Below are 26,481 nucleotides of genomic sequence, written 5' to 3'. Positions count from 1 at the left end.
GTACTGCAGTCCTTACGAGCTCTTGCGCACGCGCAGGTACCACTCGCACAGCAGGCGAACCTGCTTGGGCGTGTACCCCTTCTGCACCATGCGGGTGACGAAGTCCTCGTGCTTCTTGGCCTCGTCGGCGCTGGCCTTGGCGTTGAAGCTGATCACCGGGAGCAGCTCCTCGGTGTTGGAGAACATCTTCTTCTCGATCACGGTGCGCAGCTTCTCGTAGCTGGTCCACGCCGGGTTCTTGCCCTGGTTGTTGGCTCGCGCACGCAGGACGAAGTTGACGATCTCGTTGCGGAAGTCCTTCGGGTTGCTGATGCCCGCCGGCTTCTCGATCTTCTCGAGCTCGGCGTTCAGCGAGGCTCGGTCGAACACCTCGCCGGTATCGGTGTCACGGTACTCGTGGTCCTGGATCCAGTAGTCGGCGTAGGTGACGTAGCGATCGAAGATGTTCTGGCCGTACTCGCTGTAGCTCTCGAGGTACGCGGTCTGGATTTCCTTGCCGATGAACTCGGCATAGCGCACCGCCAGGTGTTCCTTGATGAACGCGAGGTACTTCTGCTCGAGCTCTGGCGGGAACTGCTCGCGCTCGATCTGCTGCTCGAGCACATACATCAGGTGCACCGGGTTGGCGGCGATCTCGCTGCTGTCGAAGTTGAAGACCTTCGACAGGATCTTGAACGCGAAGCGCGTCGAGATGCCGCTCATGCCTTCGTCGACGCCGGCGTAATCGCGGTACTCCTGGAAGCTCTTGGCGCGCGGGTCCGTGTCCTTCAGGTTCTCGCCGTCATACACCAGCATCTTGGAGAACAGCGAAGAATTCTCCGGCTCCTTCAGCCGTGTGAGCACGGCGAACTGGCTCATCATCTTCAGCGTGCCGGGCGCGCAGGTGGCGTTGGCCAGAGAGGAGCCGCGCAGCAGCTTCTCGTAGATCTTGACCTCTTCCGACACCCGCAAGCAGTACGGAATCTTGACGATGTAGATGCGGTCGAGGAAAGCCTCGTTGTTCTTGTTGTTGCGGAAGCTCTTCCATTCGCTTTCGTTGCTGTGCGCCAGCACGATGCCGTCGTAGGGAATGGCGCCGAAGCCTTCGGTGCCCTTGTAGTTCCCTTCCTGGGTGGCCGTCAGCAGCGGGTGCAGCACCTTGATGGGTGCCTTGAACATCTCGACGAACTCGAGCAGACCCTGGTTGGCCAGGCACAGGCCGCCGGAGTAGCTGTAGGCATCGGGGTCGTCCTGGGCATAGGTCTCGAGCTTGCGGATGTCGACCTTGCCCACCAGTGACGAAATGTCCTGGTTGTTCTCGTCACCCGGCTCCGTCTTCGCGACAGCAATCTGTTTCAGCACCGAGGGGTAGCGCTTCACGACCTTGAACTTGCGGATGTCGCCGCCGAATTCCTCCAGACGTTTCACGGCCCAGGGTGACAGGATCCGGTTCAGGTAGCGACGCGGAATGTTGTATTCCTTCTCGAGGATCGGACCGTCCTCGGCGGCGTCGAACAGACCCAGCGGCGACTCGTTCACCGGCGATCCCTTGATCGCATAGAACGGCACCTGCTCCATCAGCTGCTTGAGGCGCTCGGCGATCGATGACTTGCCGCCGCCCACCGGGCCCAGCAGGTAGAGGATCTGCTTCTTTTCTTCGAGACCTTGCGCCGCGTGGCGGAAGTACGAGACCACCTGTTCGATCGCGTCTTCCATGCCGTAAAACTCGGCAAATGCGGGGTAGATCTTGATGACCTTGTTGGCAAACAGGCGCGACAGCCGCGGATCATTGCGCGTGTCGACTGTCTGCGGGTCGCCGATGGCCTTGAGCATGCGCTCCGCTGCGGTGGCATACGCCAGCGGATTGCTCTTGCACTCCGCGAGGTACTCTTCGAGCGAGAGCTCTTCCTCGCGGGTGCGCTCGAAACGAGCGGCGAAATGGCTGATCACATCCATGCTGACCTCCAGGATCTGGGCGGGGGCGGACGAGGAGCCACCTCGACCGCCGCCTTGGGAAGTTCTGATGAAGTCCGGACCTGTTGCCTAGGCCTTGGGCTCCATCAGAGCTTTCCTTGCGATCAGCGATACGTGAATCAAGCTTCGTTCATTCGGCGGGTCCATGAAGCCCTGAGTTGCCGGAATGAAGCACCGCAGTTCACGTGTTCACCCCCCTATGACGACTCAGCAAGACCCGTGCCTTCACGATACTCCAGTTGCCCGGGGAAGCGCCACCCCGGTGATGCACGGAGGCTGCACCGCGTGCGAAAGTTCCTTAGGGACTTATGCGGTCAGCGTGTCACGGACACGGTGCGTTGACAAGCGCGCATATGCGGGTGCGCGAGCGCACTGTCAGCTTCGTGCAAGGCCCAGCTTGTCCAGCAGGCCGTTGAGTTCGTCGAGCGATCCGAAGGCGATCGCGACCTCGCCTTGCTCACCGCGTGATGTGTGCTTCTTCACGCGGATCTCCACCGTCGCGGTCAGCGCATCGGACAACTCTTCCTCGATGCGCCGCAAGTCGCGCGGCTTCTCCTGCTTCACGCGCAGCAACGGCTTCTGGCGCGACGACCCGATCTTGGTGGCGAGCTTCTCGGCCTCGCGCACGCTCAGCTTCTTCGCGACGATCTCGCCGGCCGCGAGCACCTGCTGCGCGCCCTCGAGCGGCAGCAGCGCGCGCGCATGTCCCATGTCGATGTCGCCGGCCATCAGCAATTGCTGCACCGGCTCCGACAGGTTCAGCAGGCGCAGCAGGTTCGTCGCCGCGCTGCGCGAACGGCCGACAGCCTGCGCCGCTTGCTCGTGCGTCAGGTGGAACTCGTTGATCAATCTCGCGAGGCCCTGGGCTTCCTCGAGCGGATTGAGGTCCTCACGCTGCATGTTCTCGATGAGCGCCATCGCGGCAGCCGCCTCGTCGGGAACGTCCTTCACCAGCACCGGCACTTCGTCCAGGCCGGCCAGGCGGGCGGCACGCACACGGCGTTCACCGGCAATGATCTCGTAGCGCTCGGGTCCGACCGAGCGCACCAGGATGGGCTGCATGACACCTTGTGCCTTGATGCTCTCCGCAAGCTCGTACAGCGAGCCCTCGTCCATGCGCGTGCGCGGCTGGTACTTGCCCGGCTGAAGCTGGTCGAGCTTCAGCACGCTGGGCGCGCCGTTGACCACCGCCACGGGTGGTGCTTCCTCACCTTCCTTGACGCGCGGGCCGAGCAATGCTTCGAGACCGAGGCCGAGCCCCTTGGGTTTCTTCGTGACCATGGGACGAATTGTCCGCTATCGCTTCGCGCGCTCGGCGATCCGGCGCAGCAGCGCAAGGCCCTCCGGCCAGTCGCCCAGTCCGGACTCGCCGTTGATGTGGCCGCGCGCGCCGATGTCGATGATTTCGCTGCCCCAAGCCGTGGCCATGGCCCGCCCCCGCTCGTTCGCGCAGTAGGGATCGTTCGAGCTGATCACCGCGATGCTCGCGAAGGGCAATTGCTCGCGTGTCACCGGCCGCCAGTTGAACAGCTGCGGCGGCATGTCGGCACGCTCGGTGTCGGGTGGGGCCACCAGCAGGGCACCGCCGACTCGCTCGGCTTGGCGCGAATGGGCCGCCCACGAAGCGACGAGCTGGCAGCCGAGGCTGTGCGCCACCAGCAGCGGCGGCCGATGGTCGGCCAGGAGAACCTCATCGAGGCGTGCCATCCAGTCGCCGCGGCGCGGCCATCGCCAGTCGTCCTGCTCGACCTTGTCGAAGCCGTGCAGCGTCTGCCAGCGGCTCTGCCAGTGCGCCGGCAGCGAATCGAGCCAGCCCGGCAGCAGCAGAACGCGCCAAGACCGTGGGAACGCATTCGTCATGGGGCTCGCTTATCCTTCCCGGCTCAGGAGAACAGTCATGTCCTATCGCGTATTCGTCGACGGCCAGGAAGGCACCACCGGTCTGCGCATCCACGAGTATCTCGCCCAGCGGCGCGATATCGAGGTGCTGCGCATCGATCCGGAGCGCCGCAAGGACGCTGCCGAGCGCGCGCGGCTGCTCAATGGGGCCGATGTCGCCTTCCTCTGCCTGCCTGATGCTGCAGCACGCGAAGCCGCCTCGCTGGTCACAAATCCCGACACCTGCCTGATCGACGCCAGCACGGCGCATCGCACGGCCCCCGGCTGGGTGTTCGGCATGCCTGAACTCGCCGCCGACCAGCGCGACCGGATCCGGCACGCCAAGCGCATTTCCAACCCGGGCTGCCATTCCAGCGCCTTCATCCTGCTGCTGCGTCCGCTGGTCGACGCGGGGCTGGTACCGGCTAACCTGCCGGTCTCCGCCACCTCGATCACCGGCTACTCCGGCGGTGGCAAGAAGATGATCGAGCAATACGAGGCAGGCGGGGACGACCGCCTGGACGCACCGCGACCTTATGGCCTGTCGCTCGGCCACAAGCACGTGCCGGAAATGACGGCGCACACCGGGTTGCGTGTCAAGCCACTGTTCCAGCCTGTGGTCGGGCGGTTCTACAAGGGCTTGGGCGTAAGCGTGCCCTTGCATCTGTTCCAACTGACTGCGGGAACGACCCCCGAGAAGCTGCACGAGGCGCTGTCCGAACGTTATGCAGGCGAACGCTTTATCCGGGTCATGCCGCTGCGCGATCCTTCCACGCTCGATGCCGGCGGGGGTTTCTTCGACGTGCAGGCGTGCAACGGCACCAACCGTGTCGACCTGTTCGTGTTTGCCAACGACAGCCAGGCAATGCTGATGGCGCGCCTGGACAACTTGGGCAAAGGCGCCAGCGGCGCCGCGGTGCAGACGATGAACGTGCACCTGGGCCTGGACGAAAGCCTCGGGCTCTAGCGCTACTACCACGCGGCCGGATCCGATGATCGGTAGTGGTAGGCGTAGGCGTCGGCGAAGCCGAGCCGCCGGTACACCGCCCGGGCCGGCAGGTTTTCTCCATCCACCTGCAAATAGGCGGTCTTCGCGCCTCGGGCCACGGCCTCGGCCAGCAGATGGCTGCAGAGCCTTTGGGCCAAGCCCTGCCCTCGCGCTGCCGGCGCGGTGAAAACATCGTAGAGGCCGACCAACTCCCCTTCTCGCGCGAACTGGCCGCAGGCGACGACCTCGCCTTTGTGTTTCATCACGTAGGCCTGGAAGGGCACCGGTGAGTTGACCAGGCGCTGGCCGTGGGCTTGGCGCTGGGCCAGTGGCGATCCGCGCAGCATGCCGACGGTCTGGGCGAAGCTCTCGTGCCCGACCGGCGCCAGCGTCACGCCGGACGGCAGGCCCTGCGCCTGCGGCGCGCCCAGATCGGCACATACCATGACCTGCGTCCGCTCGAACGCGCGCATGCCGAGCTGCGCGAGCGCCTCGTCCAGGCCAGCCGGCTGGCTGAGCGGGGTGATGCGAACCAGCATCGGCAACCCCGCGTCATCGAAGACCCGCCGGCACAGGGCGAGCTTTTGCTCCAGCGCCAGCCGGCCTGGGGCAACCGCGTTGACGCACCGAGCGCGCCGCGCCTTGCCCGGAGAGAAACGCACCAGCCAGCCGTCGATGAGCAACTGCTGCGGCGGCGCGCTGGCGTTGAGTCCCGCATCCTCGACGCGGGACAGCAGCACTGGATCGAAGCTTGGATTCATGGGATTCGCCCGGGACTGCAAGTGAGCACTAACGGTCGCCTTGAGCGAGCAACGTATCAGAGCGCCTTGATTCGCCCGACCATTTCAGCAGCGAATTCGATGAAAGCCTGTGCCCCGCGCGATGCCGAATCGAAGACCACTCCCGGCATTCCATAGCTCGGCGCCTCCGCCAGCCGGACATTGCGGGGAATGACGGTGTTGAACACCTTGTCCCCAAAGTGGCTCTTGAGCTGCTCGCTGACCTGCTGCTGCAACGTGATGCGCGGGTCGTACATCACGCGCAGCAATCCGATGATCTGCAGATCCGGATTCAAATTGGCATGCACCTGCTTGATGGTGTTGACCAGATCACTCAGCCCCTCCAGCGCAAAGTATTCGCACTGCATCGGCACGATCACCCCGTGCGCACTGCACAGGCCATTGAGCGTCAACAGGCTCAGCGAGGGCGGGCAGTCGATCAGGACGAAGTCATAGTCGCCAATGAGCGGCTGCAGCGCGGACTTCAAGCGCTTGTCGCGTCGGTCCAGCTCCACCAGTTCCACTTCCGCACCGGCGAGTTCACGATTTGCACCCAACACGTCGTAGCCGCCCTTCTCGCTGCGTCGGCGTGCTTCAGCCACAGAGGCGCTTTCAAGAAGAACGTCGTACACCGTGAGGTCGAGCGCGCGCTTGTCGATGCCCGAACCCATCGTGGCGTTGCCCTGCGGATCAAGATCGACGACCAGCACCCGCTGGCCGATGCGTGCCAGGCCGGCGGCGAGGTTGACGGTGGTGGTCGTCTTGCCAACGCCACCCTTCTGGTTGGCAATACAAAAGATTCGAGCCATGAAATCTGTCGGTGGGTGGGCGGGAGTGCCGGAGATCAGCGGATCGGAAGGCGAGGTACGGTCCACGGCGGGTGGATTGTCGAGCCTGATAGCGGAGCGGCAAAGCGCGATCTCGAGCCTGTCGGCTCCCAACAACCAGATCAGTTCGCCAAGCGCATCCAGACGAGGCAGCGATCGGCCACCAACTGCGGAACGTCGAGTTGTTCCACGTGAAACACGTCGACGTCCGCGGGCAGACCGGCGATTTCAGCCTCTGGGCGCTTCCCCTTCATGGCCATCCAGACGCCCCCTGCCGCCAGATGCTGACGGGTCAGCCCGACAAAGTCGGATAGCGACGCGAAGGCCCGTGAGGTAATCACATCGAACGGTGCAGCCCGCAGCTTCTCCACGCGGGCATGCTCACCCTGCAGATTGGCCAGCCCCAGTTCCATCGCGACTTGGCGCACAAAGGCAGCCTTCTTTCCCACAGTGTCCACGCAGACCACCGACATCTGCGGGCACGCCGTCGCGATGATCACGCCAGGGAATCCTGCGCCGCTGCCGACATCCAGCACCCGCTTGGGACCGGTGCCTCGCTCGCGCCGCAGCGGCCCGATCACCGCGAGGCAGTCGAAGAGATGCTGCGTCAGCATCTCTTCCGGATCACGCACCGCGGTCAAGTTGTAGGTGGCATTCCAGCGCTGCAGCAGGCCCAGAAAGGCCAGCAGCTTCTCCGCTGTAGCGGTGGGCAGCTTCAGTCGCAGTTGTCCTGCGGCCGACTGCAGGCGATCCAATCCAGGATCACTCATCTCGCGCCTCCCCGCAGAGTCGAAGGGCCCGGTTGCCCGAGCCCTTCACCGCCACCTTCACCGCCAAACGCTCACGCCGCATCCGACACCCGGTCGTTGGCCGCAAAGCCCTTGAACCGACCTTTCTTCAGGTGAATCAGGAGCAAGGAGATTGCCGCCGGGGTCACGCCGGAAATGCGTGAGGCCTGGCCCAGCGTTTCGGGCCGATGCTTGCTCAGCTTCTGGCGCACCTCAAAACTCAGCGCCGCAACTTGGCTGTAATCCAGGTTCTCCGGCAGACGCAGATTCTCGAAATGTGCGGCCCGCGCCACTTCATCGTTCTGCTTGTCAATGTAGCCAGCGTACTTGACGCTTATCTCCACTTGTTCGATGACGGCGTCGGCCAGCACCGCACCCAGTTCGGCCCGCAATGTTTCACGTGGAACAAAACCCTCGATACCCGCCTCGGCTGCGACTTGGGACACCGTCGCAAAGTCCACACCCGGCCGTCGCAACAAATCGGACAAGCGGTACTCATGATCGATCGCCTTGCCGAGAAGCCGCTCTGACACCGCGCCGGGCAGGATGTCCGGGCGCACCCAACTCGTCTTCAGCCGCTCGGTCTCCCGCGCAATGGCGTCCCGCTTTCGATTGAATGCACCCCAGCGATGATCGTCCACCAACCCCAACTGGCGACCGACTTCGGTCAGCCGAAGGTCGGCGTTGTCCTCCCGCAGCTGTAGCCGGTACTCGGCCCGGCTCGTGAACATGCGGTAGGGCTCGGTCACGCCCTTGGTGATGAGATCGTCGACGAGCACGCCCAGGTAAGCCTGATCGCGCCGCGGCGTCCACGCAGTCTTGCCGAGCACCTGCCGCGCCGCATTGAGGCCGGCGAACAAGCCCTGAGCCGCCGCCTCTTCGTAGCCCGTGGTCCCGTTGATCTGTCCCGCGAAGAACAACCCCCGAATCGCCTTGGTCTCGAAGCTCGCCTTCAGCGCACGCGGATCGAAGTAGTCGTACTCGATTGCATAGCCCGGGCGAAGGATGTGGGCGTTCTCCAATCCGCGCATCGAATGCACCGCAGCGATCTGGATGTCGAACGGCAGAGAGGTCGAGATGCCGTTGGGATAGACCTCGTGTGTGGTCAGCCCCTCCGGCTCCAGAAAGATCTGGTGCGACTCCTTGTCGGCAAACCGATTGACCTTGTCTTCGATGCTCGGGCAGTAGCGAGGGCCGACACCTTCGATGACGCCGGTGAACATCGGGCTGCGGTCGAAGCCCGACCGGATGATCTCGTGCGTGCGCGCATTGGTGTGTGTGATCCAGCATGGCACCTGCCTCGGATGCTGCGAAGCGTCGCCGAGGAAGCTGAAGACCGGCACCGGATCGGTATCGCCCGGCTGCTCGGCGAGCACGCTGAAGTCGATGGTGCGTCCATCGATGCGCGGCGGCGTGCCGGTCTTCAGCCGCCCCTGAGGCAGCTTGAGTTCCTTGAGCCGCGCCGACAGGCTGATCGCTGGAGGATCGCCAGCGCGCCCCGCCGAATGGCTTTGCAGGCCCACATGCACCTTGCCGTCAAGGAAAGTGCCTGCGGTCAGGACCACGGCATGGGCCTGAAAGCGAATACCAACTTGCGTGACAGCACCCGTCACACGGTCATTCTCGACAATCAGGTCGTCGCAGGCGCCTTGGAACAACCACAGATTCGGCTGGTTCTCCAGTCGACGCCGTATGGCCGCCCGATAGAGAACCCGGTCTGCCTGCGCTCGCGTCGCGCGCACCGCCGGACCCTTGGAGCTGTTGAGGATGCGGAATTGGATGCCGGCTTCGTCGGTCGCCGCGGCCATTGCACCACCCAGGGCGTCGATCTCCTTGACCAGGTGCCCTTTGCCGATGCCGCCAATCGATGGGTTGCAGCTCATCTGGCCCAGCGTCTCGATGTTGTGCGTGAGCAGCAAGGTCGTGCAGCCCATTCGCGCCGAAGCGAGAGCGGCCTCGGTGCCGGCATGGCCGCCGCCGACCACGATCACGTCGAATTGCTTGGGAAACAACATCGGATTGCCTAAATTTTGAGCAGACCGGGATTGTAGAGACGCCCCGGGCGGAAGTCACCCGCACGGTGTGCGAACGCCCTCTCACGGGTCCCTATTGCGCCAGGCGCCGATATGCTCGTCACATGAACTGCCGACCCGGCTGCGGTGCCTGCTGCATTGCGCCGTCCATTTCGTCGCCGATTCCAGGCATGCCGCAGGGCAAGCCGGCTGGGGTGCGCTGCGTGCAGCTCTCGGCGGACAACCGCTGCCTCATTTTCGGGCACCCGGATCGGCCGAGCGTCTGCGCCTCGCTGAAGCCGTCGCTCGACATGTGCGGAGAAAGCCGTGAGCAGGCGCTGCGGTGGCTGGGGGTGCTGGAGCGGCAGACCTCCTGAGGGTCAACCCTTGGCCTGCGGCGGAACCTGCCCGACGGTGCGCAGATCCTGGGCCACCTTGCCCTCGTGCAGCACGATGACCCGATTGGCCGACGCGATCGTCTCCGGCCGATGCGCCACGATCACGCGTGTCAGCTCCAGCTGCCGCACCGCCTGATTCACCAGCCGCTCGCGATCCACGTCGAGCGCACTGGTGGCCTCGTCGAGCAGCAGGATCTTCGGCCGCTTGTACAGCGCCCGCGCCAGCAGCAGCCGCTGCTTCTGCCCGCCCGAGATGCTCGTGCCCATGTCGCCGATGAGCGTGTGATAGCCCATCGGCATCGCCTGGATCTCCTCGTGCACCGACGCCACCTTGGCGCACTCCTCCACCCACGCCAGATCCGGCTGGGCGTCGAAGAAGCAGATGTTGTCGATGATGGACCCGGCGAACAGCTGGTCGTCCTGCATCACCGTGCCGATCATGTCGCGCCAGGTCTTCAGCCCCAGGTGCGCCAGCGGCGTGCCGCCGACGCGCACCTCGCCTACCTGCGGCTCGTGGATGCCCAGCATCAGCTTGAGCAGCGTCGTCTTGCCGCAGCCCGACGGCCCCGAGATGGCCACCGACTCGCCCGGCTCGATGACCAGATTGACGCCGTTGAGCACCGCCGGCTCCGTGTCCGAATAGCGGAAGCCCACGTTGCGCAGCTCCAGCCGCGCCGACTGATCGGACCGCGGCGCCACCAGCACCTCGGTCTCCGGCGTCGACAGCACGATGTCGGCCAGACGCTCGCCCTGCAGCTTGAGCATCTTCAGCTCGACCGCCTTGTCGATCAGCCCCGACACGCGCAGCGCGAACTGCTCCTTGTAGGCGAAGAACGCGAACAGCATGCCCACCGAGAAGCTGCGGTCCAGCACCAGCAGCGCGCCGACCCAGATCACCGCGACGCGCTCCAGTCCGAACACCAGCTTGTGCAGCACGCCGAACATCAGGTCGAGCTTGCGCGTGGCGATATTGGCGTTCATCGCGTCGACCACGAGGTTCATGAAGCGCGCCTGGCGATCGGCCTGCCGATTGAACAGCTTGATCGATTGCACGCCGCGCAGCGATTCGAGGAAATGGCTCGCCTTCTTCGCGTCGTGGATGATCGCCTCCTCGGTCGCCTCGCGCAGCGGTCGGAAGAAGGCCCAGCGCAGCAGCGCATACGCGCCCACGCAGCCCAGCGCGATCGCCGTCAGCGTGCCGCTGTAGACCCACATCATCGCGAACGTCAGCACCACCAGCAGCCCGTCGAGCACGGCCTCGATGAACGAGGTGGTGAGCGTCTGCTGGATCTGCTGCACCGCGCCGAAGCGCGACATCACGTCGCCGGTATGGCGCTTCTCGAACCACGACACCGGCAGCCGCATGAGGTGCGCGAACACATTCGACAGCCACTGCAGGTTCAGCGTGGCGGACAGGTACAGCACCGCCCAGGATCGGATGGCGCCGGTGGCCACCTGGATGAACACCAGGAGCCCGAAGCCGATGCCCAACGTGACCAGCAGGTCGCGGTCGGCCGACACCAGCACGCCGTCGACCACCCACTGCATGAAGAACGGCGACAGCAGCATGAAGACTTCGAGCGCGACGGCCAGCGCGAAGATCTGCCCGAGCGAGCGCTTGAGCCCGGTCACCCGCCCCAGCAGCTGCCGCAAGGTGACCGACTGCCGCTCCACGCGCGGCTGGAAGTCGGCCGCCGGCGTGAGCTCGAGCACGACGCCGGTGAAGTGCTTGGACAGCTCGTCCATCGTCAGCGTGCGAACGCCCCGGGCAGGGTCGTGCACGATGGCCTTGCCGTGGCGCACGTCGGCCAGCACGACGAAATGGTTAAGGTCCCAGTGCAGCACGCAGGGCAGCTGAAGCTGCGGCAGGTGCTCCATCTCGGCGCGCAGTGCACGCGGGTTGAGCTGCATCTCGCCGGCGATGCGCGTCAGGTCCATCATCGTCGCGCCCTTCAGCGAGAGCTGGAAGCGCTGGCGCAAGGTGGGGAGGTCAGTGTCGAACCCGTGCTGGGCCGCCACCATCGCCAGACACGCGAGGCCGCACTCGGCGGCCTCGGTCTGCAGCAGCAGCGGCACGCGGTGCCGCCCGAAGCCCAGTTTCAGCGATGAGAAGAGTCCGGCCATTCCGCGAGCACCCCGGGTTCGCGCACAAGGACCCGCAAGCCTACACGCGACCGGTCACGCTCAGCAGCGGCTCGAAGATCCATTCGATGAGGCGTCGCCGGTCCAAGAGCACATCGGCCTCGAGCTGCATGCCGGCGGCCAGCGGCTGGGCCTGGCCATAGGCCGGCACCGACTGCTTGTCCAGCTGGACGGTGATGCGGTACAGCGGCTCGGCCTGCGGCGTGCCCTTCACCGATTCGCGCAGCGGTAGCCCGGCCAGCTCGGTGGCCTGCAGCGGCGTACGCGAGACCTGCAGCACCTGGCCCGCGTGGTGGCCGAACTTCTGGTACGGAAAGGCCTGGTAGCGTAGCTGCACCTGCTGCTCCGGCCGCACGAAGCCCACCGCGCTCGACGGCGCGAACAGCTCGGCGCGCAGCTGCGCGCCGGCCGGCACCAGGCTGGCGATCGCCGCGGCGGGCGACACGGCGGCCCCCTTGTCGGCCAGCACCGCGGTGATCACACCGTCTTCCGGCGCGCGGATCACCACCGTGCGCTTGGCTTCGCTCTCGGCCGAGGCTTCGGACAGCGTGGCCAGCTCGCGGTCGATCTCGGCCAGCGCGGCCTGGGCGATCAGCGGCTGCTCGCGCCGCCGTGCCTCCAGCGCCGCGATCTCGCGCTGGTGCGCGGCCTGCTTGACGCGCAGCGCGTGCAGGCGGCCTTCCACCTCCAGCATGTCGGCCTTCTTGGTTCGCAGCGCCGCCGGCGACACGAAGCTCTCGCTCTTCATCAGCGCCTCGTACTGCTCCACGTCCTGCCGGCGCAGCGCGAGTTGCTGTCCCATCACCTGCGCCTCGGCCTCCATCTGCGTGAGCTCGGCACGCATCGCATCGACCTGGCGCTGCAACGAAGCGCCCTGCTCCCGGCGGATCTGCGCGGTGCGGCGGGACGACTCCTGCAGGCTATCTCGCCGGGCCGCCATGCTCTGCTGCACCGCCGCCTGCGTGTCACCGTGCAGCGAGGCGCGCTCCACCGACAGCACGAACAGCACGTCGCCCTGGCGAACCGGCTGGCCTTCGACCACGCGGCTGTCAGTGACGATGCCGGACTGCGGAGGCACCAGCCGCTTCACGCCGCGGTCGGGCACCAGGTAGCCGGTGATGTGCGCCTTGCGCGTGTAGCGGCCCTCGAAGAGAAACGTCCCGACCAGGACGGCGATGGCGACCACCAGGAGCGTCAGGACCGCGAGCGGAACGGGGCGGACGAGCTGGATGCTGCCGAGCCAGGCTTGTTGACGGCCTTCGATGACTTCGGGGCGGAACAGGCTGGGCATCGGTGCGGCGGATGGACGCGATGGAAGACCGGCTCGGACTGCCGGGCCCTGTTGTCAGTATCGCCAGCCCGGCTGCCCGGGCGCAACTGGAAGTCATTACAGGCAACGCGCGATGGCTGCGACGCCGCCTACCAGTACTTCCGCAACACCATTCGCAATCCGACGACGCCATCGCGCATGGACTGCGGGCCCGACGGCAGCACGGCGAAAACGGCCGCCCGAACAGTGGCCCGGGCCATGTCCAGCTGAACGTCGAACTTGCCGCCGGACAAGCCGCCGTTGCGATCTCGAATGCGGGGCCGCATCGCGCGGTGATTCTTCCCCTTCGGCCGCAGCCCACGCGCCGTCCAACCCCGGTCGCCTAGCCGGCGCGAGCCGTGCCGCGCCGAAAGGGTGGAACGCACCGATGTCGAGGCACGCCGAAGGTCATGTGGCCGAGCCTCGAGGCGTTCGAGGCGAATCGCGGGTGTTCCTCGCTTCCGGCGTCGCGTGCATCGCAGTGGGCAATGGCGCCTTGCTCACCGCGGGTTCACTGGACACCAAGGAGGCGATCCTGTTTCCAACAAAGAGGTGATGCGTTCGCCAACGGCGCCGGGTCTCATTGCTCTTTCTCTGGGATGCCGAAGGTCAGTCTCAGCGCATCAAGATCAGCATCGTCTTGGCTTCAGCCGACACGCGAGGGACGTCACCCTCTTCCGGTCGACCATCCTGACGGCGGAGACCGCTATTGAAGCTGCCGCGCACGGACGAGCAAAGAGGGTCACCGGATTCCTCCTGCCGTATTGGCCCGGTGCCCTTGCCCCCGCCCGAATCGCCGCCGATGGCGATCCGGGCGACGCCCGCTGCGGGCATGGCAGGCCGCACGCAGCGGTGGAACGCGCCTGTCCCGCCGGGCGCTGCAGGGACATGCGCGCTGGGAGATCAAACGCAAACCGCCGAAATGCCCCTGCGGGACGTTGCGGCTACGCGCAGGGCCGAAGCACTATTCCAGTGCTTCGGGCTAGGGTCACTGATGTGTCCACGGCAATTGGTTCGCGTCGTGCCCCCTCCTTTCAAGAGCCGTCCAGCCGATCAGGGGCGCCACGCCGTTGTCCATGAATCGACATGTGGATTGCCCTGCATAGCAACCTGACCGCGGCCCCCAGCCTGTCAATTTCGTTGCGTGTGGGATGTGCCTCCGGCGCAGCATCCGCAATCACATTTGGCGCCATCTCGCTTTCCGCAAGGACTCCACGTGCATGGCTCACCAGCGCCTCGGCACGTCGAACCACCACGCGGTGAAGCCACAGCGCCAGCGCCGCCCAGCCGGCGGGCACAAGCACCGCCAGCAGCCATGTCGCAAGTCCCTGGGCCGGAAGATTCATAGCTGCGCCATCGAGGGGAACCGATACGCTGACAATTCCGGCGAACGTCTCTTGCCCGGCCGCGCCGACACCCGATCCTGCGTCCTTGCTCATCGCGGCAGAGGCCTCGAGGTCCGACTTGGCGTGACAGTGCAGGCATATTGAGTACGGGGACAGTGACCGTGCATACAGCAGTTGCCCACCCACCGTCTCTTGATATTCGGCACCCCCCTTGCGAGCCGACCGAAGCCGCTCGATGGCCGCCTGCTCGAACCGGTTGGGCGCATTCCGCGGATCGAGCAGGCGATCACTGGTCATGCGAAAGCGTTCGCCAGACGACAGCGCGCCAAACACTTGTGCGACTTCTCGCTGTATCAGTGCGGGAACCTTGCGATGAAAGCTCCCCCCGTTCTCCGCGACATCTACCGATGAAAGCACCCGGGATGCCGCTGCCCCTGTGCCTTGCCTGACGTCGGACACCGATGGACGCGCTTGTCGGTGATCCAGAAATTCGCCCAGTTCGGGTACAGGGTCGAGCGGGTCGTTGTGCACCCAGAGACTGCGGTACCGGCCGGACCAAATCGCCAAGGCCTCTGCCATCACAGCGATCGTCCGCGCTCGAGTCAGGGCGTGGCCACGCTCCAACTCATTTCTTGCCATGGCGCCCAAGCCGCCGATCGCGATCCCGAACGCAACGGCAAGAACGACGAACTGGACCCCAAGGCTTCGTGAGAGAAAGGCCCGCCGAATCGACCGTCCACGGATGTTCATGCCGCCTGCGTGCCAGGTTCACCTTGCCCACGAACGCTACGGTGCGCTCATCGCGGCCGCTCAGTGGTAGAGGTAATTGATCAGCGCGACGTATTCCTCCTTCGTCGACCGGACCAGGTTTGCACAGCCGATGTCTTTCAGCACCTGCTTGCCCTCCTCGTGCGTGGACAGCGCGGAAAGGGTCGCCGTGGCGCGCTCGATGACTTGAGGCGGGAGCTCCGCACTGCCGACCAGCAGCCAGCCCGTCTGGGGCTTCAATTTGGTGAGGACTTGGACGCCGGGCCCGCCCACGATGAGTTCAGTGTCCTTCCACTGGATGCCGCCCTCGCTGGCCTGTTTCTCGACACGCGCCAACACCGACGGATTCACGGCACCGGCGGGAAACAACCCCACCGCGACCGACTTCGCAACATTGTCCTGAATGCGAAAGTGCCGAATGGCGATGGTGTCCGGCCGTGGAGGCGCATAGCCCGTGGTTTCGTTTTGTACGACGAACGGTAGGCCGAGCTCGTTGATCAATGTTTCGACCAGCGCCGAGGTGTAGGTATCGGCAGGCGGCAAGACCAGCGTCTTGCCGCGCAGGCCCCTCAAATCTTTGATCGTCGAACCCTTCTGTACAACGACGCCCGCAACGTACGCCCGTTCGTTCTTGACCAACGGTACGTACTTGCCCCCAACGACGCCCTTGGCGACCACATGAACGGATTTCCCGAAGGCAAAGTGGAACGCGCCTTCGTCAAACTTCTTGCGAAAGAGGGCGACGTCGACATAAGGCTCGACGATCACCGATTTGCCCGCAATTCGCGCCAGCACCTTGGCGAGGGATGCGTACTGCCGACGCAAGTCATCGGCGCTTCGGCTGTCCGTTGCCCCCTCGTTGATGCCAAGCAGCAGCGGCTCTTCAAACTTCGTGGCGCCTGCCGCGGCAGCATGAAACGAGCACACCATGACTGCTGCGGCAGCCGCCATCAAAGAGATCACTCGGAACAGTTTGCGCATTTCGCTCGACCTCGACATTGGCATTCATTCAGTACCTCAGTACGAAGTCAAACGATAGATGGAGATGGCTGATCGCCACGTGATGACTTTGCGCGAAGAATCATCGCAATCGCGCCGCTGCGTCCCCGTCGACATGACTAGGGGCGCACTTCCACCGTCATCGTCATCAATGGATGAACGGCACACTCCACTTCGACAATCCCCGATTTGGTGAAAGTGATGTCCTTCGAGTTTCCTTTCGTCAACATGCCGGTATCGAAGACATTACCGTTCGCGAGCGAAAAGGCGTTGTGTGGCACGTCGTCCAAATTGACGAACTTGATCGTGTCGCCGACATTGACAACCAGTCGCCTGACGGCAAACGCCTTGTTGCGCTGCACGACTGAATGATCGGCAGCCGATACCGAAGCCGCTGAGAACAGCGCGAGCGCAACATGAATGGAAAGTGTGAGCGTGCTGGCGTTCATGGAGCGCTCCGGAGAAGTGCCGCTGCGTCAGCGCGGCAGGCGCGGGGTTGCATACACATCGCGCCGGGTCGTCAGCGCCTTCATGAATGACACCAGGTCCGCCTTTTCCTCCGCGGTGATCGCAAGCGGCCTGATTAGCGGTGAGAGATTCGCCCTGGCGTCGCCTCCGCGGGCGTAGTGCTCGACGACGTCCCACAGCGTGTTGGCCGAGCCGTCGTGGAAGTACGGCGGTGTGAGATCGACATCGCGAAGCGTCGGCGTGCGGAAGGCTCCCCGCATGGATGGAATTGCCCGCTGGCTGAAGCGCCCCACGTCGGGATCGGGTTGCCCGAATTGCCTGAGGCCGAGGTTGTGGAAGCCGTTGTCGGTGAAGTTCGGCGCAGCGTGGCAAGCGACGCAGTTTCCCTTTGATGGATCGAGGAAGATTCGAAAGCCATTGACCTGTCTCGCCGTCATGGCGTGCACGTCCCCTTGCACCCACCGGTCGAATGGCGAGTCGCGCGACACCAGGGATCGCTCGAACGCCGAGATCGCCTTGGCCGCTGTTTGCTTCGTAATCGGTTCGTCGGGATATGCCTTGGCGAACGCTCTTGCATAAGCGACGTTGCGCCTGATCCGCTCCATGCCGAGATCCGCCTCCGTGATGCCGAGCTGATGGGCGCCGGCATTCAGGCTGCCCAGGGAACTCTGGGAACTCAGAGCTTGCTGTTCGAGCGTGGCATTGCGCCCGTCCCACATGTGCAGTGGGTTGTACGCCACGTTCACCAGGCCCGGCGAGTTGCGCGTCATCTTTTCGCCCATGAAACGCACCGAGGTGGGAACGCCATCCGCAAACCCACGCTCAGGCAAATGACACATGGCACAGCTCGTGTACCCATGCACTGACAGGCGGGCATCGAAGAACAGCATCTCGCCCAGCTTGATTCGCTCGGGTGTCGTGGCGTTGTCGGCGGGAGCCGGGATCTCACGCGGCATGAGCCAGCGCTTGAGGCTCGGATGGCCTGCAACGAGTGTGAACGTATCGCCCTGGGCCGTGACAAGCGATGAATCCGCCGCCCCCGCCGGCGCGGCAATCAACGCAGCCAGGAGTGTGCACGCAGCACGGAGGGCTAGCAGCACCGAACCTGCTGGGAGCACCGCGCACTCGACCTGCCGATTCGCGCGCTCAGTTTTGGCGCCTGTGAGCTGCCTCATGCAGTCGCCGCCGTCTTAGATCAAGCCGTACGTGACAGCCAGCGACGCAGCCGCCTTTCTGCTGGAAACGCCCAGACGCGCATTGAGCCGCTGGAATCGCGAGTCGACGGATTGCACGGTGACGTGCAACTGGCGAGCGATCTCCTTCGTGCTGTAGCCTCGGTGCTCTCGACGCAGCAGATCGATGTCCCGGGACGACAGCTGCGCACGGGACAGGAAATCGCGCCTCGCATGTGACAGACACCACTCGTGGAGCTCCATCGACAGCGAGCGCGCCATCACCTTCAGTGCAATGCAGCCAGCGCTTTCGAAGAACCCGTCCGTGCGAGACCCGAGTACGAGGACGCCCCACCGCGCTTCACCGCGGCCGGCTGGCGAAGGTACGACGAACGCCGACTCGAATCCATAGCGCCTAGCCAATGCGAGCGCCTGACTGCCGGCCTGCGACGTCACCATCAAGCGCGAGGCGCAAACAGGTTCGGCGCTTTCGGCTGCGTACAGCACCCACGGATCCTGGCTCCAGTTGATGAAGCGCTCATATTCCAGGTACCAACGGGGGTCGCACGCCAGCATGAACCGCAAGGGCACCCCCTTGGCTTGCAGGCATGAGCAGAAAAGCGCCACGTCCGCGCCGAGCCGGTGCGACGCGTCGCTCAGAAGCCCGACCACCTCGCCTTCGTTGCGCGCGGCCGCAATTCGACAGATGGCTTCGCTGGCGCGCTCAAGCGCGCCGGGCGACGCCATGAGCGGTTCAGCGGCGGCCATCGCCGACATCCGAGACGTTAAGCCGGCGAAAGCTGCTTCGAAGTTGCTGGAACAACAGCGCGTACGTAAACCGCAAGTCGTCGGCGTCCAGCCAGCTCGTGAAGCTCAGCTCGTCGCGAAAGACCACCGAGCAGAGCAGCTTGCTTCCGTCCGCGCGGCGCAGCGTGCGCTTGACATGAACGCCGGGCGACGTGCTGGTCAACGCGAACGACAGGACCCCGTCGCCGCTGCAGATGCCGATCGGGGCAGGCGGCGGCGCCATCGCGGTCTGCCCGCATGGCAAAGCCTCGGGTCGCAGGACGGACAAATCGCGCGGCTCGCGTGGCGCGGCGGCAGGCGTGATACCGGGGTCGGCACCCGCCGGAACTGTGGACGTTTCGTCGTTGTTCATCATGTGTCACTGATGACGTTGTTCGCTTCCCAAGCGCGCGGAACGCGCCTACCTCTGGCTGGATTCCATCGCGGGAGCGGCGTGCGAACAATGACAAACGCTTGTCATTGACAACGGCAGCGAAGCGTGCTTGATGAACCCACGCGGTCTCCCGCGGCATCAAACGCTCGGAACGTGGCAGATTTGACATACAACGGCCATGTCCCACGGCAGAGGCCAACAACCCGTGAGGCGCACGCCGCCGCACCGCGCTCGCCGGAAAGCGCCTGAAGTTGAAGCGAGACGCTGTCAGCTAGACAAACCCAAGCGCACTGCTGCTTGAAATCTGCCAAGACGCGGTGCTGGCGGCTCGCACTGGGTCAGTGGATGAATCCCATGCGCAAGGCCTTCACCACGGCTTGCAGCTCGTCTTGCACCATTGCGAGTCGTTTTGTGGACCAACTCCCGGGCAAATGGGACCAACGGGGCGATGCTGGTCAACGAGGGGATGTGGATTCCAGCCGTCAGCGCAACGTCAGAGCACCGTCATTGACATGAGTTGCATTGCTCCAGAGGATTGGCGTCGCATCTCTGTCGACTACTTGCCGAGCATGCGCGCGGAAGCGAATCCAAATCGCAGGCCGCCCTCTTGCCAGGCTTGATCCGGCCACACCCCTTGCTGCAGCTTTGACGCCGTGCTTCTGGACAGATTCACTTTTCTTCTGAACGTCGCGTCCCGTGAACAATTCATGCATGAAACGGTTCGCCTTGCGGCGGACCTGGGCTTCAAGACAGTCGACGCGTTTGCAGTGTTTGACAGACCCCAGGCTCCGCCTGAGTTCGTCGGAGTTCACAACGCACCCGCCGACTTCGATGAACGGCGGGACGCCGCAACGCATCAGCGCGATCCCGTCATGCAACACTGCAAACGTTCCTTCTTACCAATCGTCTGGGATAGGAACACCTATGCGACGGCGGGTTGTATAGACGGCTGGGAGGAGCAGGCCTCCTTTGGCTATCGGACCGGAATAGTGTGCGCACTGCACCTGCCGCACGGCGTGGATCGGGACCATGCATTGCCCACGTGCGGGAGGTGAGCTTGCTCGCATGACCGCTGAGTTGCAATTGTTCACGTGTATACGGTAGACGCCGCAATGAGCGTTCTGCTGCCGTCTTCCCCGGAGCTAAACATACCCAAGATGACGGTTCGTGAGTTGGAGGTGCTCCGCTGGACCTGTGACGGAAAGACGGCCTGAGGGCTTGGAAGGATCCTCGGGATTTGCGAACAAACAGCGGCGAGACATATCAACAACGCTACGCGCAAGCTGAATTGTGTGAATAAGCATCAAGCAGTCGCGAAGGCGCTCCGTCTTGGCCTGATTAATTAGGAGAGGCTCATACGCAACATCTACACAAAAAATCATCGGGGTGCCCAACACGACCGTTCGGTCGATTGCCCGCGCTGATATGGACGACCTGTGACGACGATACGCCTTTCGGGCAAGCAATATTGATCGCGACGTATCCAGATCCCCTTGGTCGACAACTTTCGATAGCGATGGGCAAGCGAGGACAGTGCTCACGCCCCGTCCCAGACGAACACACAGCTAAGCGCGGCAAGAGCCTCAGAGCGGTCGTTCAGGCGTCTCTCGACGCACGCCGTGTTCGGCCAGCGCCCCAATCCAAAAGAGAGAAGCAAAGCGCGCACGGCCGGTCTGTTTGTGCGAGCGGCGCGCAATCCTTGTCATAGCGGAACCTCATGTTGGTGGATGTCTTCACATCGGTCCTCAATGCCAAGGATCGCGCAGAGTTCCTGCGAAGAGTTGTCGGCTTCGCAAACTGCCTCGGCTTCGACACTGTCGACGCGTATGTCGTCATTGATGGAGCCCAGGGTGATGCATCGTTCATCGGGGCATCCAACGCGCCCGCCGCGTTTGATCAGAGGCGAGGATCACAGGGTCGATCAGATCCGGTCATGCAGCATTGCAAGCACTCGAACGTGCCGATAGTGTGGGACAAGGCTACCTATGTGAGTGCCGGGGCAGAAACGAAGTGGGAGGAACAAGCGTCATTCGGCTACAAAACAGGAGTCGCCTGCGCCCTACATCTTCCGCGGGGACGCCACTTTGTAATTGGCGTTGATCGCGATCAGCCCCTACCAGCCAGCCCTCTCGAGGTGACACGCATGACCGCGGAGCTTCAACTGTTTGCAGTGCATGCAGCAGATGCAGCTTTCCGCATTTTTTCCGCTGCGGTTTATGCAGGCGATGTACCGTGCCTGACTCCTCGCGAACTAGAGAGCCTACGTTGGACGATGGAAGGTAAGACCGCTTGGGAGATTGGCCGAATACTGAATATCAGCGAGCAGACCGCGGCCAGACATCTTAGCAACGCGACGCGAAAGTTGGATTGTGTGAGCAAGCATCACGCAGTGATTAGAGCCCTTCGCATGGGAATCATCGCCTGATGATGCTTGGAAGGCAGAGGGGCTTGGGTGCGTTGGACCCCAGCCGCATTCTCGGCACTAGTAGGAGCAGCGGACAGAGGGTCGACACCCGCCAACGCGACGCAGACGCTCAGTCGCGTCAACAAAGCTGGCCGTATTGAACAGACTAGCGATTGAGACTCATCCCCAATAGCGGCAAAGCAGCAGACACGACAATGTTGACCTCAAAGTTCACATCCGTCCTCGGAGCCCGTAGTCGAGATGATCTTCTTAGGGAGGTCTTAAAGTTTGCCCGCTGCAACGGCTTCGACCTGGTTAGCACCATGGCCGTTATCGACAGTCCGCTTGCGCAGCCTAGCTTCATCGTTTTGCACAACTCGCCACCGCTATACCTCGAGACATTCATGAATCTTGAGCTGGCCCGTCGTGATCCCGTGATGCAGCACTGCAAACACCACGGCACCCCTATCGTCTGGGGGCAGCAAACGTATGTGTCCGCGGATCTGGGAGAACGCTGGGAACATCAAGCGGCGTTCGGATACAAGGCCGGGATCGCTGTCGCGATGCACATGCCGAATGGAAGGCACTACTTCATCGGCTTGGATCGCGATGGTCCGCTCCCATCGCACAGCGGCGAGTTGACCCGCACGGTTGCGGATATTCAGTTGTTTGCTGTGTTCGCACAGGAGGCCGCATTGCGCATCCTCTTGCCGGAAACCGACCTCGACTTGCCCAAACTAAGCGTACGCGAACTGGAGTGCCTTCGCTGGACCATGGAAGGCAAGACGGCCTGGGAGCTTGGCCAAATTCTGAAGATCACAGAGCAAACGGCGGCTCGCCACATCAACAACGCCACGCAAAAGCTTGGTTGCATTAACAAGCTGCAAGCTGTCTTGAAGGCACTGCGTCTTGGGATCCTTGGCTGACCATGCTGCATCACGACTTCACACTTGCTCCTACGCGCCTACGCGAGCACCCTAGATGAGCTCCATGATCAAATGTTGCGGTTTCCGCAGATCAGAAGTCTCGAACTCGTTCAGGCCATTGCCGTCATCGACAAGGCGCAGGGAACACCAGGCCGCCTTCGGATACAAGGCGGAGATTGCCGTCGCCACGCACTCCGCAAGCACATTCTGTTCGGCGTCGATCGAGACAGTGCAATACCACTCCAACAGTGGCGAAGAGACTTGGACGGTGCTGGACATTGGGGTCTTTGGGACGCATGCGCAGCGCATGCTCTCGCCGGAGGCTGGGCTCGGCTTACCCAAACTGAGCATTCGCTGCGGTCTATCGCGACGGCCAAGTTGGCGCGGGGAGCCGCCGGCGCCACGAAGCCCTTCCGTCATAGTTGGGGGCTCCGTATCAGCGGACGTCCTGCCGACGCCCCGCCAGTTGCTTACATGGCGGGCGCTGCAGTGTCTACGCCGCACGTCGACGCTATGCACCCACCGTCGACATAGTGAAGCGCGTTCGACCGATAGCACGAACAGAAGCCTGCGGGCCTTGCGCAGGCGTCTGTCCGAGAGAGAACGCCCCCTGCCGGTCGTCAGGCCGCGTGCGGGACGGGCCTACGACTTGGGCACTGGGCGGGTAGGCGCCTGGGCAGCGAGCGACCGCGGAGGCCCTAGCCTCGCCCTTCGGACCGAAGATCAAGACTCACCAAGTTGGCGTCGGCGTCGAGGTTGCCGTCCCGCCGCAGATCTTGGAAAGAAGAGTCAAATCGATAGGCAGCGGCGCAGTGGGAGTGGTCGATGTCTTGGCTTGTTGCTGCGGGACGGCCGGGATTTGCTGTTGCGACATGTCGGACTCCTGAGTTGCAAGAACACGCGTTTTGCGCGTGTCGGCATTGCACCAACAAGAGACTCAGGGCGTAACTGTCAAGTCTTACAGCTTGCGCCCGTCGCCATCTACCGCCTCGGCATCATCGGATTAGTCCCAATCGTAAAGCTTTCAAGACTGCCTGATGTTTGTTGACACATCCGAGCTTGTGAGTGGCGTTGTTGATGTGCAGCACCGCCGTTCGTTCGCTGATGCCGAGGATGTTGCCCACCTCCCACGCTGTCTTGCCCTCCATGGTCCACCGCAAGCCCTCCAGTTCTCTGGGGGTCAAGCTGGGAAAGTCCATCTGTGGTGGGGGTGGCACCAGCACACGCAAGGCGGCATCCTGTGCATGCACTGCGAATAGCTGGAGGTCTGCAACGAGTCGAGTGACTTCCGCCGAACTGTTCGGAAGAGCTTGATCGCGATCCACACCAATGAAGAAGTGCCGGCCCTCAGGCAGGTGGAGTGCCAGAGCAATCCCCGTGCGATAACCGAAGCGAGCTTGGACTTCCCACTTCTCACCCAAACCGCAAGATGTATAGGTGTCTTGATTCCAAATGATTGGGACACTTGCGCGCTTGCAGTGCTGGGCGACGGGATCACGACGACCCTCCTCTACCGTCTCAGATAACTGCCGGTACGCACTCGGCGCATTGTTGACCCAAACGAAATCCGACTCACCGCGGAAGCGATCAACAACAGCCGTGACGTTGACCGTCTCGAAGCCGAGCCTTCTTGTGAACCCCACGACTTCTGCCAGCAGCTCGTCGCGGCTCTTCACTTGCAGCACCGACGTGAAACCACCTTGAAGCATTGGACTCGCCTTACCTCGGGACGCAAATGAGCCGCGACTGAACCTGCAAGGGATTACAGGTGCAAGGATTTACAGATGGCAAGCCCGCATGGACCGAAGACACTGACACCACCAAAGCCCCTCTGTCCCACTAGCGCAGGACCCAGCAGACCAAATGACACCCGCTTGGATTGTGTGCGCTTGGCCGCCCGTATTGTGGCAGGCCGAGTGCGCCCCAGATCTGCATTTTGTACATCTTGGCACACGAGTGTTCACCGCGGCTGACTCACATCAGCCATGCAGTGGGCAAACTGTGTGGGGCAACCCGTCGGCCGATCTTGCGGCCGGGGTAGCGTGGGACTGGATCGAGATTCAGAGCGGGGTCGTGGCAATGGCGGACCCGCTTGCGCTAGTGACAAACCTGCAACTAACGGACGCAGACGGTGAAGTCTTGCCCAGCATGCAGGCGGTGCTTCACCTCAACGAGATTGTTCACACCTTGCCGTGGCAATCGGAGGTACAGCGTGCCCTGCATAGGGCTGCAGCGTAGGAATGTCATGCCGTTGGGGTCGCCGATTGCAGAAGCATCTCTGTGTGCATGATTCCATCCTCTAGGTAGGGCTCACCGACGACAGCAAAGCCAGCTTCGGTATAGAAGTGCTCAAGGCGGGATTGCGCCGAGATACGAAGTCCTTCATTCGGAAAGACTTGGTCGGCCAAGTCGATCACACGGCGAACCAGCTCCCGACCAAGTCCGATCCCGCGTCCAGCCGCCGTCGTTAGGACTCGGCCCATTGAGGCCTCCGAGTACTTCGCACCTGGCTCGATGAGCCGCGCGTACGCAACGGGCATCCTCTCCGAAGCGCGCCACGCGGCCACATGCCATGCTCGCTCATCGTACCCGTCCGCATCGCGGTAAATGCATGCTTGTTCCACAACAAAAACCTGCTGACGCGCCATGTAGATGAACTGGAGTTCCCCAAGTGTCAGGTGGGCGAAGGGGCAAGTCCGCCATATCAGCGGACCAAAAGGTTTGTGGAAGATCATGGTCAATGATGCATCGCACGGTTCGTTAGCCCCGTATCAAAGGCGACTGTAAGGTGTGGACCGTGGAGCCTAGTAAACGCATCTTTGCCTACGCCTACGTCGGTCTTAGCCTGCGTCGAAGTACGTTCAATGGGTTCGGCGAGTGGTCAGCTTTGAAGGCGTAGACTTCTTCGTTGGCAAGCGCGCTGTTAGCGTCAGCGCCACCAGCCCAGATCTGCGGATGGAGGTTCCGCTCGTCCCCTCACCGCACCGCCGCCACCCTCAACATCCTCCCCACGAACACGATCCCCATCACGCTCAACCCTACGCACACCACAAGCGGCACCACCACCTGCTCCACGCTGAAGCCCTCCCCCCGGAGCACCCGCGTCATCAGCGTCTGCTGCGCCAGGGCCGGCACCCACCACTGCCAGGGCTCCTCGCCGGTTTGCTGAAAGATCTGCACCAGCGGCAGCATCGAGATGCCCAGCACCAGCACCGCGGTGCTGGCCTGCGCCTCCTTGAAGCTCTTGCAGCGGATGGCCACGGCCATCAGGACGGCCGACAGGGCGGCGGCGAAGGGGAGCAGCACGGCGAGGAACAGCAGGGCCTCGCGCCAGCCGTACTGGAACATCGCGGCCAGCGTGTCGCTGCGCAGCAGCCATTGGGCGGGGATGAAGCTCAAGCTGCTCAGCACCGCGATCAGCATGCCCAGGCTGGCCACCGCGCCCCACTTGCCCAGCACCAGCGACACCCGCTCCGCCGGGTTCATCAGCAGCGGCTCCAGCGAGCCGCGCTCGCGCTCGCCCGCCGTCGTGTCCAGCGCGGCGTTCAGCGCGCCGTACAGCACGGCCAGCATGACGAAGAATGGGAGCATGCCGGTGAACTGCGTCGCGCGCGTCTGCGTGCTGGCAAGGTCGCGCTCTTCGAGCTGCATCGGCTCCACCAGCTCGGCCGCCACGCCGCGCATCGCCAGGTGCAGGGTGGCCCGCTCGCGGTTGAAGCCCCGAAGCAGGCGCTGGATGCGCCCGGCACTGCCGCTGGCCTGGCGGTTGGCGCTGTCGCTGATCACCTCGACGATGGGCGCATCGCCGTTGACCAGGCCCGCCTCGAAGTCGGGCGGGATCACGACCACCGGATCAGCGTACTTCTGGGCGCGCAGTCGCTGCTCGTAGTCGGGCGGGGCCTTCTTGATGGTGTAGGTCTGGCGCTCGAGGAAGTTGGCCAGCGTGGGCGCGTGCTCGATGCCGACCACGTGCACCTCGCGCTGCTCGGCGCGCGATTCGAACGTGGCGATGAAGACCGAGAGGGCGACGAGCACCAGCGGGCCGAGGAGCACGCTCGACATCAGCACGACCAGCAGGGTGCGGCGATCGCGCAGGGCGTCGGTGAGCTCCTTGCGATAGACGATGAAGGCAGGGTGCATGGTG

25 protein-coding genes and 1 pseudogene are annotated in these 26,481 nt (G+C 63.6%); 5 read left to right on the top strand and 21 right to left on the bottom strand.

What is annotated here, in order from left to right:
• Window positions 1-12: 12 nt before the first annotated feature.
• The 3 genes from P7V53_RS00535 to P7V53_RS00525 all read right to left on the bottom strand — a co-directional run bounded on the left by P7V53_RS00535 (window position 13) and on the right by P7V53_RS00525 (window position 3,813).
• The gene (locus tag P7V53_RS00535) at window positions 13-1,935 is read right to left on the bottom strand and encodes a PrkA family serine protein kinase (RefSeq protein WP_280153522.1); all 1,923 of its coding nucleotides are present in this window, start codon (window positions 1,933-1,935) and stop codon (window positions 13-15) included.
• Window positions 1,936-2,328: 393 nt separating this feature from the next.
• The gene (locus tag P7V53_RS00530) at window positions 2,329-3,234 is read right to left on the bottom strand and encodes a ParB/RepB/Spo0J family partition protein (RefSeq protein ID WP_280153521.1); all 906 of its coding nucleotides are present in this window, start codon (window positions 3,232-3,234) and stop codon (window positions 2,329-2,331) included.
• Window positions 3,235-3,249: 15 nt separating this feature from the next.
• Complete coding sequence (locus tag P7V53_RS00525; RefSeq protein ID WP_280153520.1) at window positions 3,250-3,813, bottom strand: alpha/beta hydrolase; 564 nt, start codon at window positions 3,811-3,813, stop codon at window positions 3,250-3,252.
• A gap of 37 nt (window positions 3,814-3,850) precedes the next feature.
• Between P7V53_RS00525 and argC the strand changes: the two genes are divergently transcribed.
• Window positions 3,851-4,798 carry an N-acetyl-gamma-glutamyl-phosphate reductase gene (gene argC, locus P7V53_RS00520; protein WP_280153519.1) on the top strand — a complete coding sequence of 316 codons (948 nt, stop codon included), beginning with the start codon at window positions 3,851-3,853 and terminating at the stop codon, window positions 4,796-4,798.
• Window positions 4,799-4,803: 5 nt separating this feature from the next.
• On the opposite strand, the gene P7V53_RS00515 is transcribed toward argC, so the two are convergent.
• From P7V53_RS00515 to mnmG, 4 genes are all read right to left on the bottom strand, one after another.
• The gene (locus tag P7V53_RS00515; RefSeq protein WP_280153518.1) at window positions 4,804-5,580 is read right to left on the bottom strand and encodes a GNAT family N-acetyltransferase; all 777 of its coding nucleotides are present in this window, start codon (window positions 5,578-5,580) and stop codon (window positions 4,804-4,806) included.
• A gap of 56 nt (window positions 5,581-5,636) precedes the next feature.
• Entirely contained in the window at window positions 5,637-6,407 is a 771-nt protein-coding gene (locus P7V53_RS00510; protein ID WP_280156657.1) for an AAA family ATPase, read from the bottom strand.
• Window positions 6,408-6,547: 140 nt separating this feature from the next.
• Window positions 6,548-7,195, bottom strand: a complete 648-nt coding sequence (rsmG, locus tag P7V53_RS00505) for a 16S rRNA (guanine(527)-N(7))-methyltransferase RsmG (protein ID WP_280153517.1) — start codon at window positions 7,193-7,195, stop codon at window positions 6,548-6,550.
• A 71-nt stretch (window positions 7,196-7,266) separates the two neighbouring features.
• Complete coding sequence (gene mnmG, locus P7V53_RS00500) at window positions 7,267-9,228, bottom strand: tRNA uridine-5-carboxymethylaminomethyl(34) synthesis enzyme MnmG (protein WP_280153516.1); 1,962 nt, start codon at window positions 9,226-9,228, stop codon at window positions 7,267-7,269.
• A 122-nt stretch (window positions 9,229-9,350) separates the two neighbouring features.
• Between mnmG and P7V53_RS00495 the strand changes: the two genes are divergently transcribed.
• Window positions 9,351-9,602: a YkgJ family cysteine cluster protein gene (locus P7V53_RS00495; protein WP_280153515.1), complete on the top strand. Its 252-nt coding sequence runs from the start codon at window positions 9,351-9,353 to the stop codon at window positions 9,600-9,602.
• Here the strand turns inward: P7V53_RS00495 and P7V53_RS00490 are convergent.
• Both P7V53_RS00490 and P7V53_RS00485 read right to left on the bottom strand, forming a co-directional pair.
• A pseudogene (locus P7V53_RS00490) lies at window positions 9,550-11,747 on the bottom strand (peptidase domain-containing ABC transporter); the annotation flags it as partial. The gene P7V53_RS00495 and the pseudogene P7V53_RS00490 overlap by 53 nt on opposite strands.
• 40 nt (window positions 11,748-11,787) lie before the next feature.
• The gene (locus P7V53_RS00485; RefSeq protein ID WP_280153514.1) at window positions 11,788-13,056 is read right to left on the bottom strand and encodes an HlyD family efflux transporter periplasmic adaptor subunit; all 1,269 of its coding nucleotides are present in this window, start codon (window positions 13,054-13,056) and stop codon (window positions 11,788-11,790) included.
• 11 nt (window positions 13,057-13,067) lie between these two features.
• On the opposite strand from P7V53_RS00485, the gene P7V53_RS00480 reads away from it, so the two are divergent.
• Window positions 13,068-13,421, top strand: coding sequence for a hypothetical protein (locus tag P7V53_RS00480; RefSeq protein ID WP_280153512.1), 354 nt, complete (start codon window positions 13,068-13,070; stop codon window positions 13,419-13,421).
• 687 nt (window positions 13,422-14,108) lie between these two features.
• On the opposite strand, the gene P7V53_RS00475 is transcribed toward P7V53_RS00480, so the two are convergent.
• The 7 genes from P7V53_RS00475 to P7V53_RS00445 form a co-directional block, all read right to left on the bottom strand.
• Window positions 14,109-15,170: a DUF3365 domain-containing protein gene (locus P7V53_RS00475; protein ID WP_280153511.1), complete on the bottom strand. Its 1,062-nt coding sequence runs from the start codon at window positions 15,168-15,170 to the stop codon at window positions 14,109-14,111.
• Window positions 15,171-15,230: 60 nt separating this feature from the next.
• Window positions 15,231-16,169, bottom strand: a complete 939-nt coding sequence (locus P7V53_RS00470; RefSeq protein WP_280153510.1) for a PhnD/SsuA/transferrin family substrate-binding protein — start codon at window positions 16,167-16,169, stop codon at window positions 15,231-15,233.
• Between the two features lie 137 nt (window positions 16,170-16,306).
• A complete protein-coding gene (locus P7V53_RS00465) occupies window positions 16,307-16,636 on the bottom strand; it encodes a plastocyanin/azurin family copper-binding protein (RefSeq protein WP_280153509.1) in 330 nt (109 codons plus the stop codon).
• Window positions 16,637-16,663: 27 nt separating this feature from the next.
• On the bottom strand, window positions 16,664-17,830 hold the full coding sequence (locus tag P7V53_RS00460) for a cytochrome c peroxidase (RefSeq protein ID WP_280153508.1): 1,167 nt from the start codon (window positions 17,828-17,830) through the stop codon (window positions 16,664-16,666).
• Between the two features lie 15 nt (window positions 17,831-17,845).
• Complete coding sequence (locus tag P7V53_RS00455; protein ID WP_280153507.1) at window positions 17,846-18,595, bottom strand: LuxR C-terminal-related transcriptional regulator; 750 nt, start codon at window positions 18,593-18,595, stop codon at window positions 17,846-17,848.
• Window positions 18,582-18,989 carry a hypothetical protein gene (locus P7V53_RS00450; protein WP_280153506.1) on the bottom strand — a complete coding sequence of 136 codons (408 nt, stop codon included), beginning with the start codon at window positions 18,987-18,989 and terminating at the stop codon, window positions 18,582-18,584. The genes P7V53_RS00455 and P7V53_RS00450 overlap by 14 nt, the downstream gene beginning before the upstream one ends.
• A 500-nt stretch (window positions 18,990-19,489) precedes the next feature.
• Window positions 19,490-19,885, bottom strand: a complete 396-nt coding sequence (locus P7V53_RS00445; protein WP_280153505.1) for a hypothetical protein — start codon at window positions 19,883-19,885, stop codon at window positions 19,490-19,492.
• An 839-nt stretch (window positions 19,886-20,724) separates the two neighbouring features.
• Here P7V53_RS00445 and P7V53_RS00440 point away from each other — a divergent pair.
• Together P7V53_RS00440 and P7V53_RS00435 are read left to right on the top strand one after the other, a co-directional pair.
• Window positions 20,725-21,432, top strand: coding sequence for an autoinducer binding domain-containing protein (locus P7V53_RS00440; protein ID WP_280153504.1), 708 nt, complete (start codon window positions 20,725-20,727; stop codon window positions 21,430-21,432).
• 194 nt (window positions 21,433-21,626) lie between these two features.
• Window positions 21,627-22,337 (top strand): LuxR family transcriptional regulator, encoded by a 711-nt coding sequence (locus tag P7V53_RS00435; protein ID WP_280156655.1) that lies wholly within the window; start codon window positions 21,627-21,629, stop codon window positions 22,335-22,337.
• 51 nt (window positions 22,338-22,388) lie between these two features.
• Here P7V53_RS00435 and P7V53_RS00430 read toward each other — a convergent pair whose 3' ends face one another.
• The 5 genes from P7V53_RS00430 to P7V53_RS00410 form a co-directional block, all read right to left on the bottom strand.
• Complete coding sequence (locus tag P7V53_RS00430) at window positions 22,389-22,616, bottom strand: hypothetical protein (protein WP_280153503.1); 228 nt, start codon at window positions 22,614-22,616, stop codon at window positions 22,389-22,391.
• Window positions 22,617-23,067: 451 nt separating this feature from the next.
• The gene (locus tag P7V53_RS00425; protein ID WP_280153502.1) at window positions 23,068-23,211 is read right to left on the bottom strand and encodes a hypothetical protein; all 144 of its coding nucleotides are present in this window, start codon (window positions 23,209-23,211) and stop codon (window positions 23,068-23,070) included.
• Window positions 23,212-23,332: 121 nt separating this feature from the next.
• Window positions 23,333-24,046 carry an autoinducer binding domain-containing protein gene (locus P7V53_RS00420; RefSeq protein ID WP_280153501.1) on the bottom strand — a complete coding sequence of 238 codons (714 nt, stop codon included), beginning with the start codon at window positions 24,044-24,046 and terminating at the stop codon, window positions 23,333-23,335.
• A 534-nt stretch (window positions 24,047-24,580) separates the two neighbouring features.
• Window positions 24,581-25,072 (bottom strand): GNAT family N-acetyltransferase, encoded by a 492-nt coding sequence (locus P7V53_RS00415; RefSeq protein ID WP_280156654.1) that lies wholly within the window; start codon window positions 25,070-25,072, stop codon window positions 24,581-24,583.
• A gap of 241 nt (window positions 25,073-25,313) precedes the next feature.
• Window positions 25,314-26,477, bottom strand: coding sequence for an ABC transporter permease (locus P7V53_RS00410; protein WP_280153500.1), 1,164 nt, complete (start codon window positions 26,475-26,477; stop codon window positions 25,314-25,316).
• Window positions 26,478-26,481: the final 4 nt, after the last annotated feature.

This window comes from Piscinibacter sp. XHJ-5 (assembly GCF_029855045.1).
In the GTDB taxonomy this organism is placed as follows: Bacteria; Pseudomonadota; Gammaproteobacteria; order Burkholderiales; family Burkholderiaceae_C; genus Albitalea.
This window is presented reverse-complemented; position numbering and strand designations above follow the sequence as displayed.

Excerpts from the sequence above, each read along its gene's own strand:
- P7V53_RS00535 (WP_280153522.1), bottom strand. The coding sequence starts at position 1,935 with ATGGATGTGATCAGCCATTTCGCCGCTCGTTTCGAGCGCACCCGCGAG.
- P7V53_RS00530 (WP_280153521.1), bottom strand. The coding sequence starts at position 3,234 with ATGGTCACGAAGAAACCCAAGGGGCTCGGCCTCGGTCTCGAAGCATTG.
- P7V53_RS00525 (WP_280153520.1), bottom strand. The coding sequence starts at position 3,813 with ATGACGAATGCGTTCCCACGGTCTTGGCGCGTTCTGCTGCTGCCGGGC.
- argC (WP_280153519.1), top strand. The coding sequence starts at position 3,851 with ATGTCCTATCGCGTATTCGTCGACGGCCAGGAAGGCACCACCGGTCTG.
- P7V53_RS00515 (WP_280153518.1), bottom strand. The coding sequence starts at position 5,580 with ATGAATCCAAGCTTCGATCCAGTGCTGCTGTCCCGCGTCGAGGATGCG.
- P7V53_RS00510 (WP_280156657.1), bottom strand. The coding sequence starts at position 6,407 with ATGGCTCGAATCTTTTGTATTGCCAACCAGAAGGGTGGCGTTGGCAAG.
- rsmG (WP_280153517.1), bottom strand. The coding sequence starts at position 7,195 with ATGAGTGATCCTGGATTGGATCGCCTGCAGTCGGCCGCAGGACAACTG.
- mnmG (WP_280153516.1), bottom strand. The coding sequence starts at position 9,228 with ATGTTGTTTCCCAAGCAATTCGACGTGATCGTGGTCGGCGGCGGCCAT.
- P7V53_RS00495 (WP_280153515.1), top strand. The coding sequence starts at position 9,351 with ATGAACTGCCGACCCGGCTGCGGTGCCTGCTGCATTGCGCCGTCCATT.
- P7V53_RS00485 (WP_280153514.1), bottom strand. The coding sequence starts at position 13,056 with ATGCCCAGCCTGTTCCGCCCCGAAGTCATCGAAGGCCGTCAACAAGCC.
- P7V53_RS00480 (WP_280153512.1), top strand. The coding sequence starts at position 13,068 with ATGGACGCGATGGAAGACCGGCTCGGACTGCCGGGCCCTGTTGTCAGT.
- P7V53_RS00475 (WP_280153511.1), bottom strand. The coding sequence starts at position 15,170 with ATGAACATCCGTGGACGGTCGATTCGGCGGGCCTTTCTCTCACGAAGC.
- P7V53_RS00470 (WP_280153510.1), bottom strand. The coding sequence starts at position 16,169 with ATGCGCAAACTGTTCCGAGTGATCTCTTTGATGGCGGCTGCCGCAGCA.
- P7V53_RS00465 (WP_280153509.1), bottom strand. The coding sequence starts at position 16,636 with ATGAACGCCAGCACGCTCACACTTTCCATTCATGTTGCGCTCGCGCTG.
- P7V53_RS00460 (WP_280153508.1), bottom strand. The coding sequence starts at position 17,830 with ATGAGGCAGCTCACAGGCGCCAAAACTGAGCGCGCGAATCGGCAGGTC.
- P7V53_RS00455 (WP_280153507.1), bottom strand. The coding sequence starts at position 18,595 with ATGGCCGCCGCTGAACCGCTCATGGCGTCGCCCGGCGCGCTTGAGCGC.
- P7V53_RS00450 (WP_280153506.1), bottom strand. The coding sequence starts at position 18,989 with ATGATGAACAACGACGAAACGTCCACAGTTCCGGCGGGTGCCGACCCC.
- P7V53_RS00440 (WP_280153504.1), top strand. The coding sequence starts at position 20,725 with ATGTTGGTGGATGTCTTCACATCGGTCCTCAATGCCAAGGATCGCGCA.
- P7V53_RS00435 (WP_280156655.1), top strand. The coding sequence starts at position 21,627 with ATGTTGACCTCAAAGTTCACATCCGTCCTCGGAGCCCGTAGTCGAGAT.
- P7V53_RS00430 (WP_280153503.1), bottom strand. The coding sequence starts at position 22,616 with ATGTCCAGCACCGTCCAAGTCTCTTCGCCACTGTTGGAGTGGTATTGC.
- P7V53_RS00425 (WP_280153502.1), bottom strand. The coding sequence starts at position 23,211 with ATGTCGCAACAGCAAATCCCGGCCGTCCCGCAGCAACAAGCCAAGACA.
- P7V53_RS00420 (WP_280153501.1), bottom strand. The coding sequence starts at position 24,046 with ATGCTTCAAGGTGGTTTCACGTCGGTGCTGCAAGTGAAGAGCCGCGAC.
- P7V53_RS00415 (WP_280156654.1), bottom strand. The coding sequence starts at position 25,072 with ATGATCTTCCACAAACCTTTTGGTCCGCTGATATGGCGGACTTGCCCC.
- P7V53_RS00410 (WP_280153500.1), bottom strand. The coding sequence starts at position 26,477 with ATGCACCCTGCCTTCATCGTCTATCGCAAGGAGCTCACCGACGCCCTG.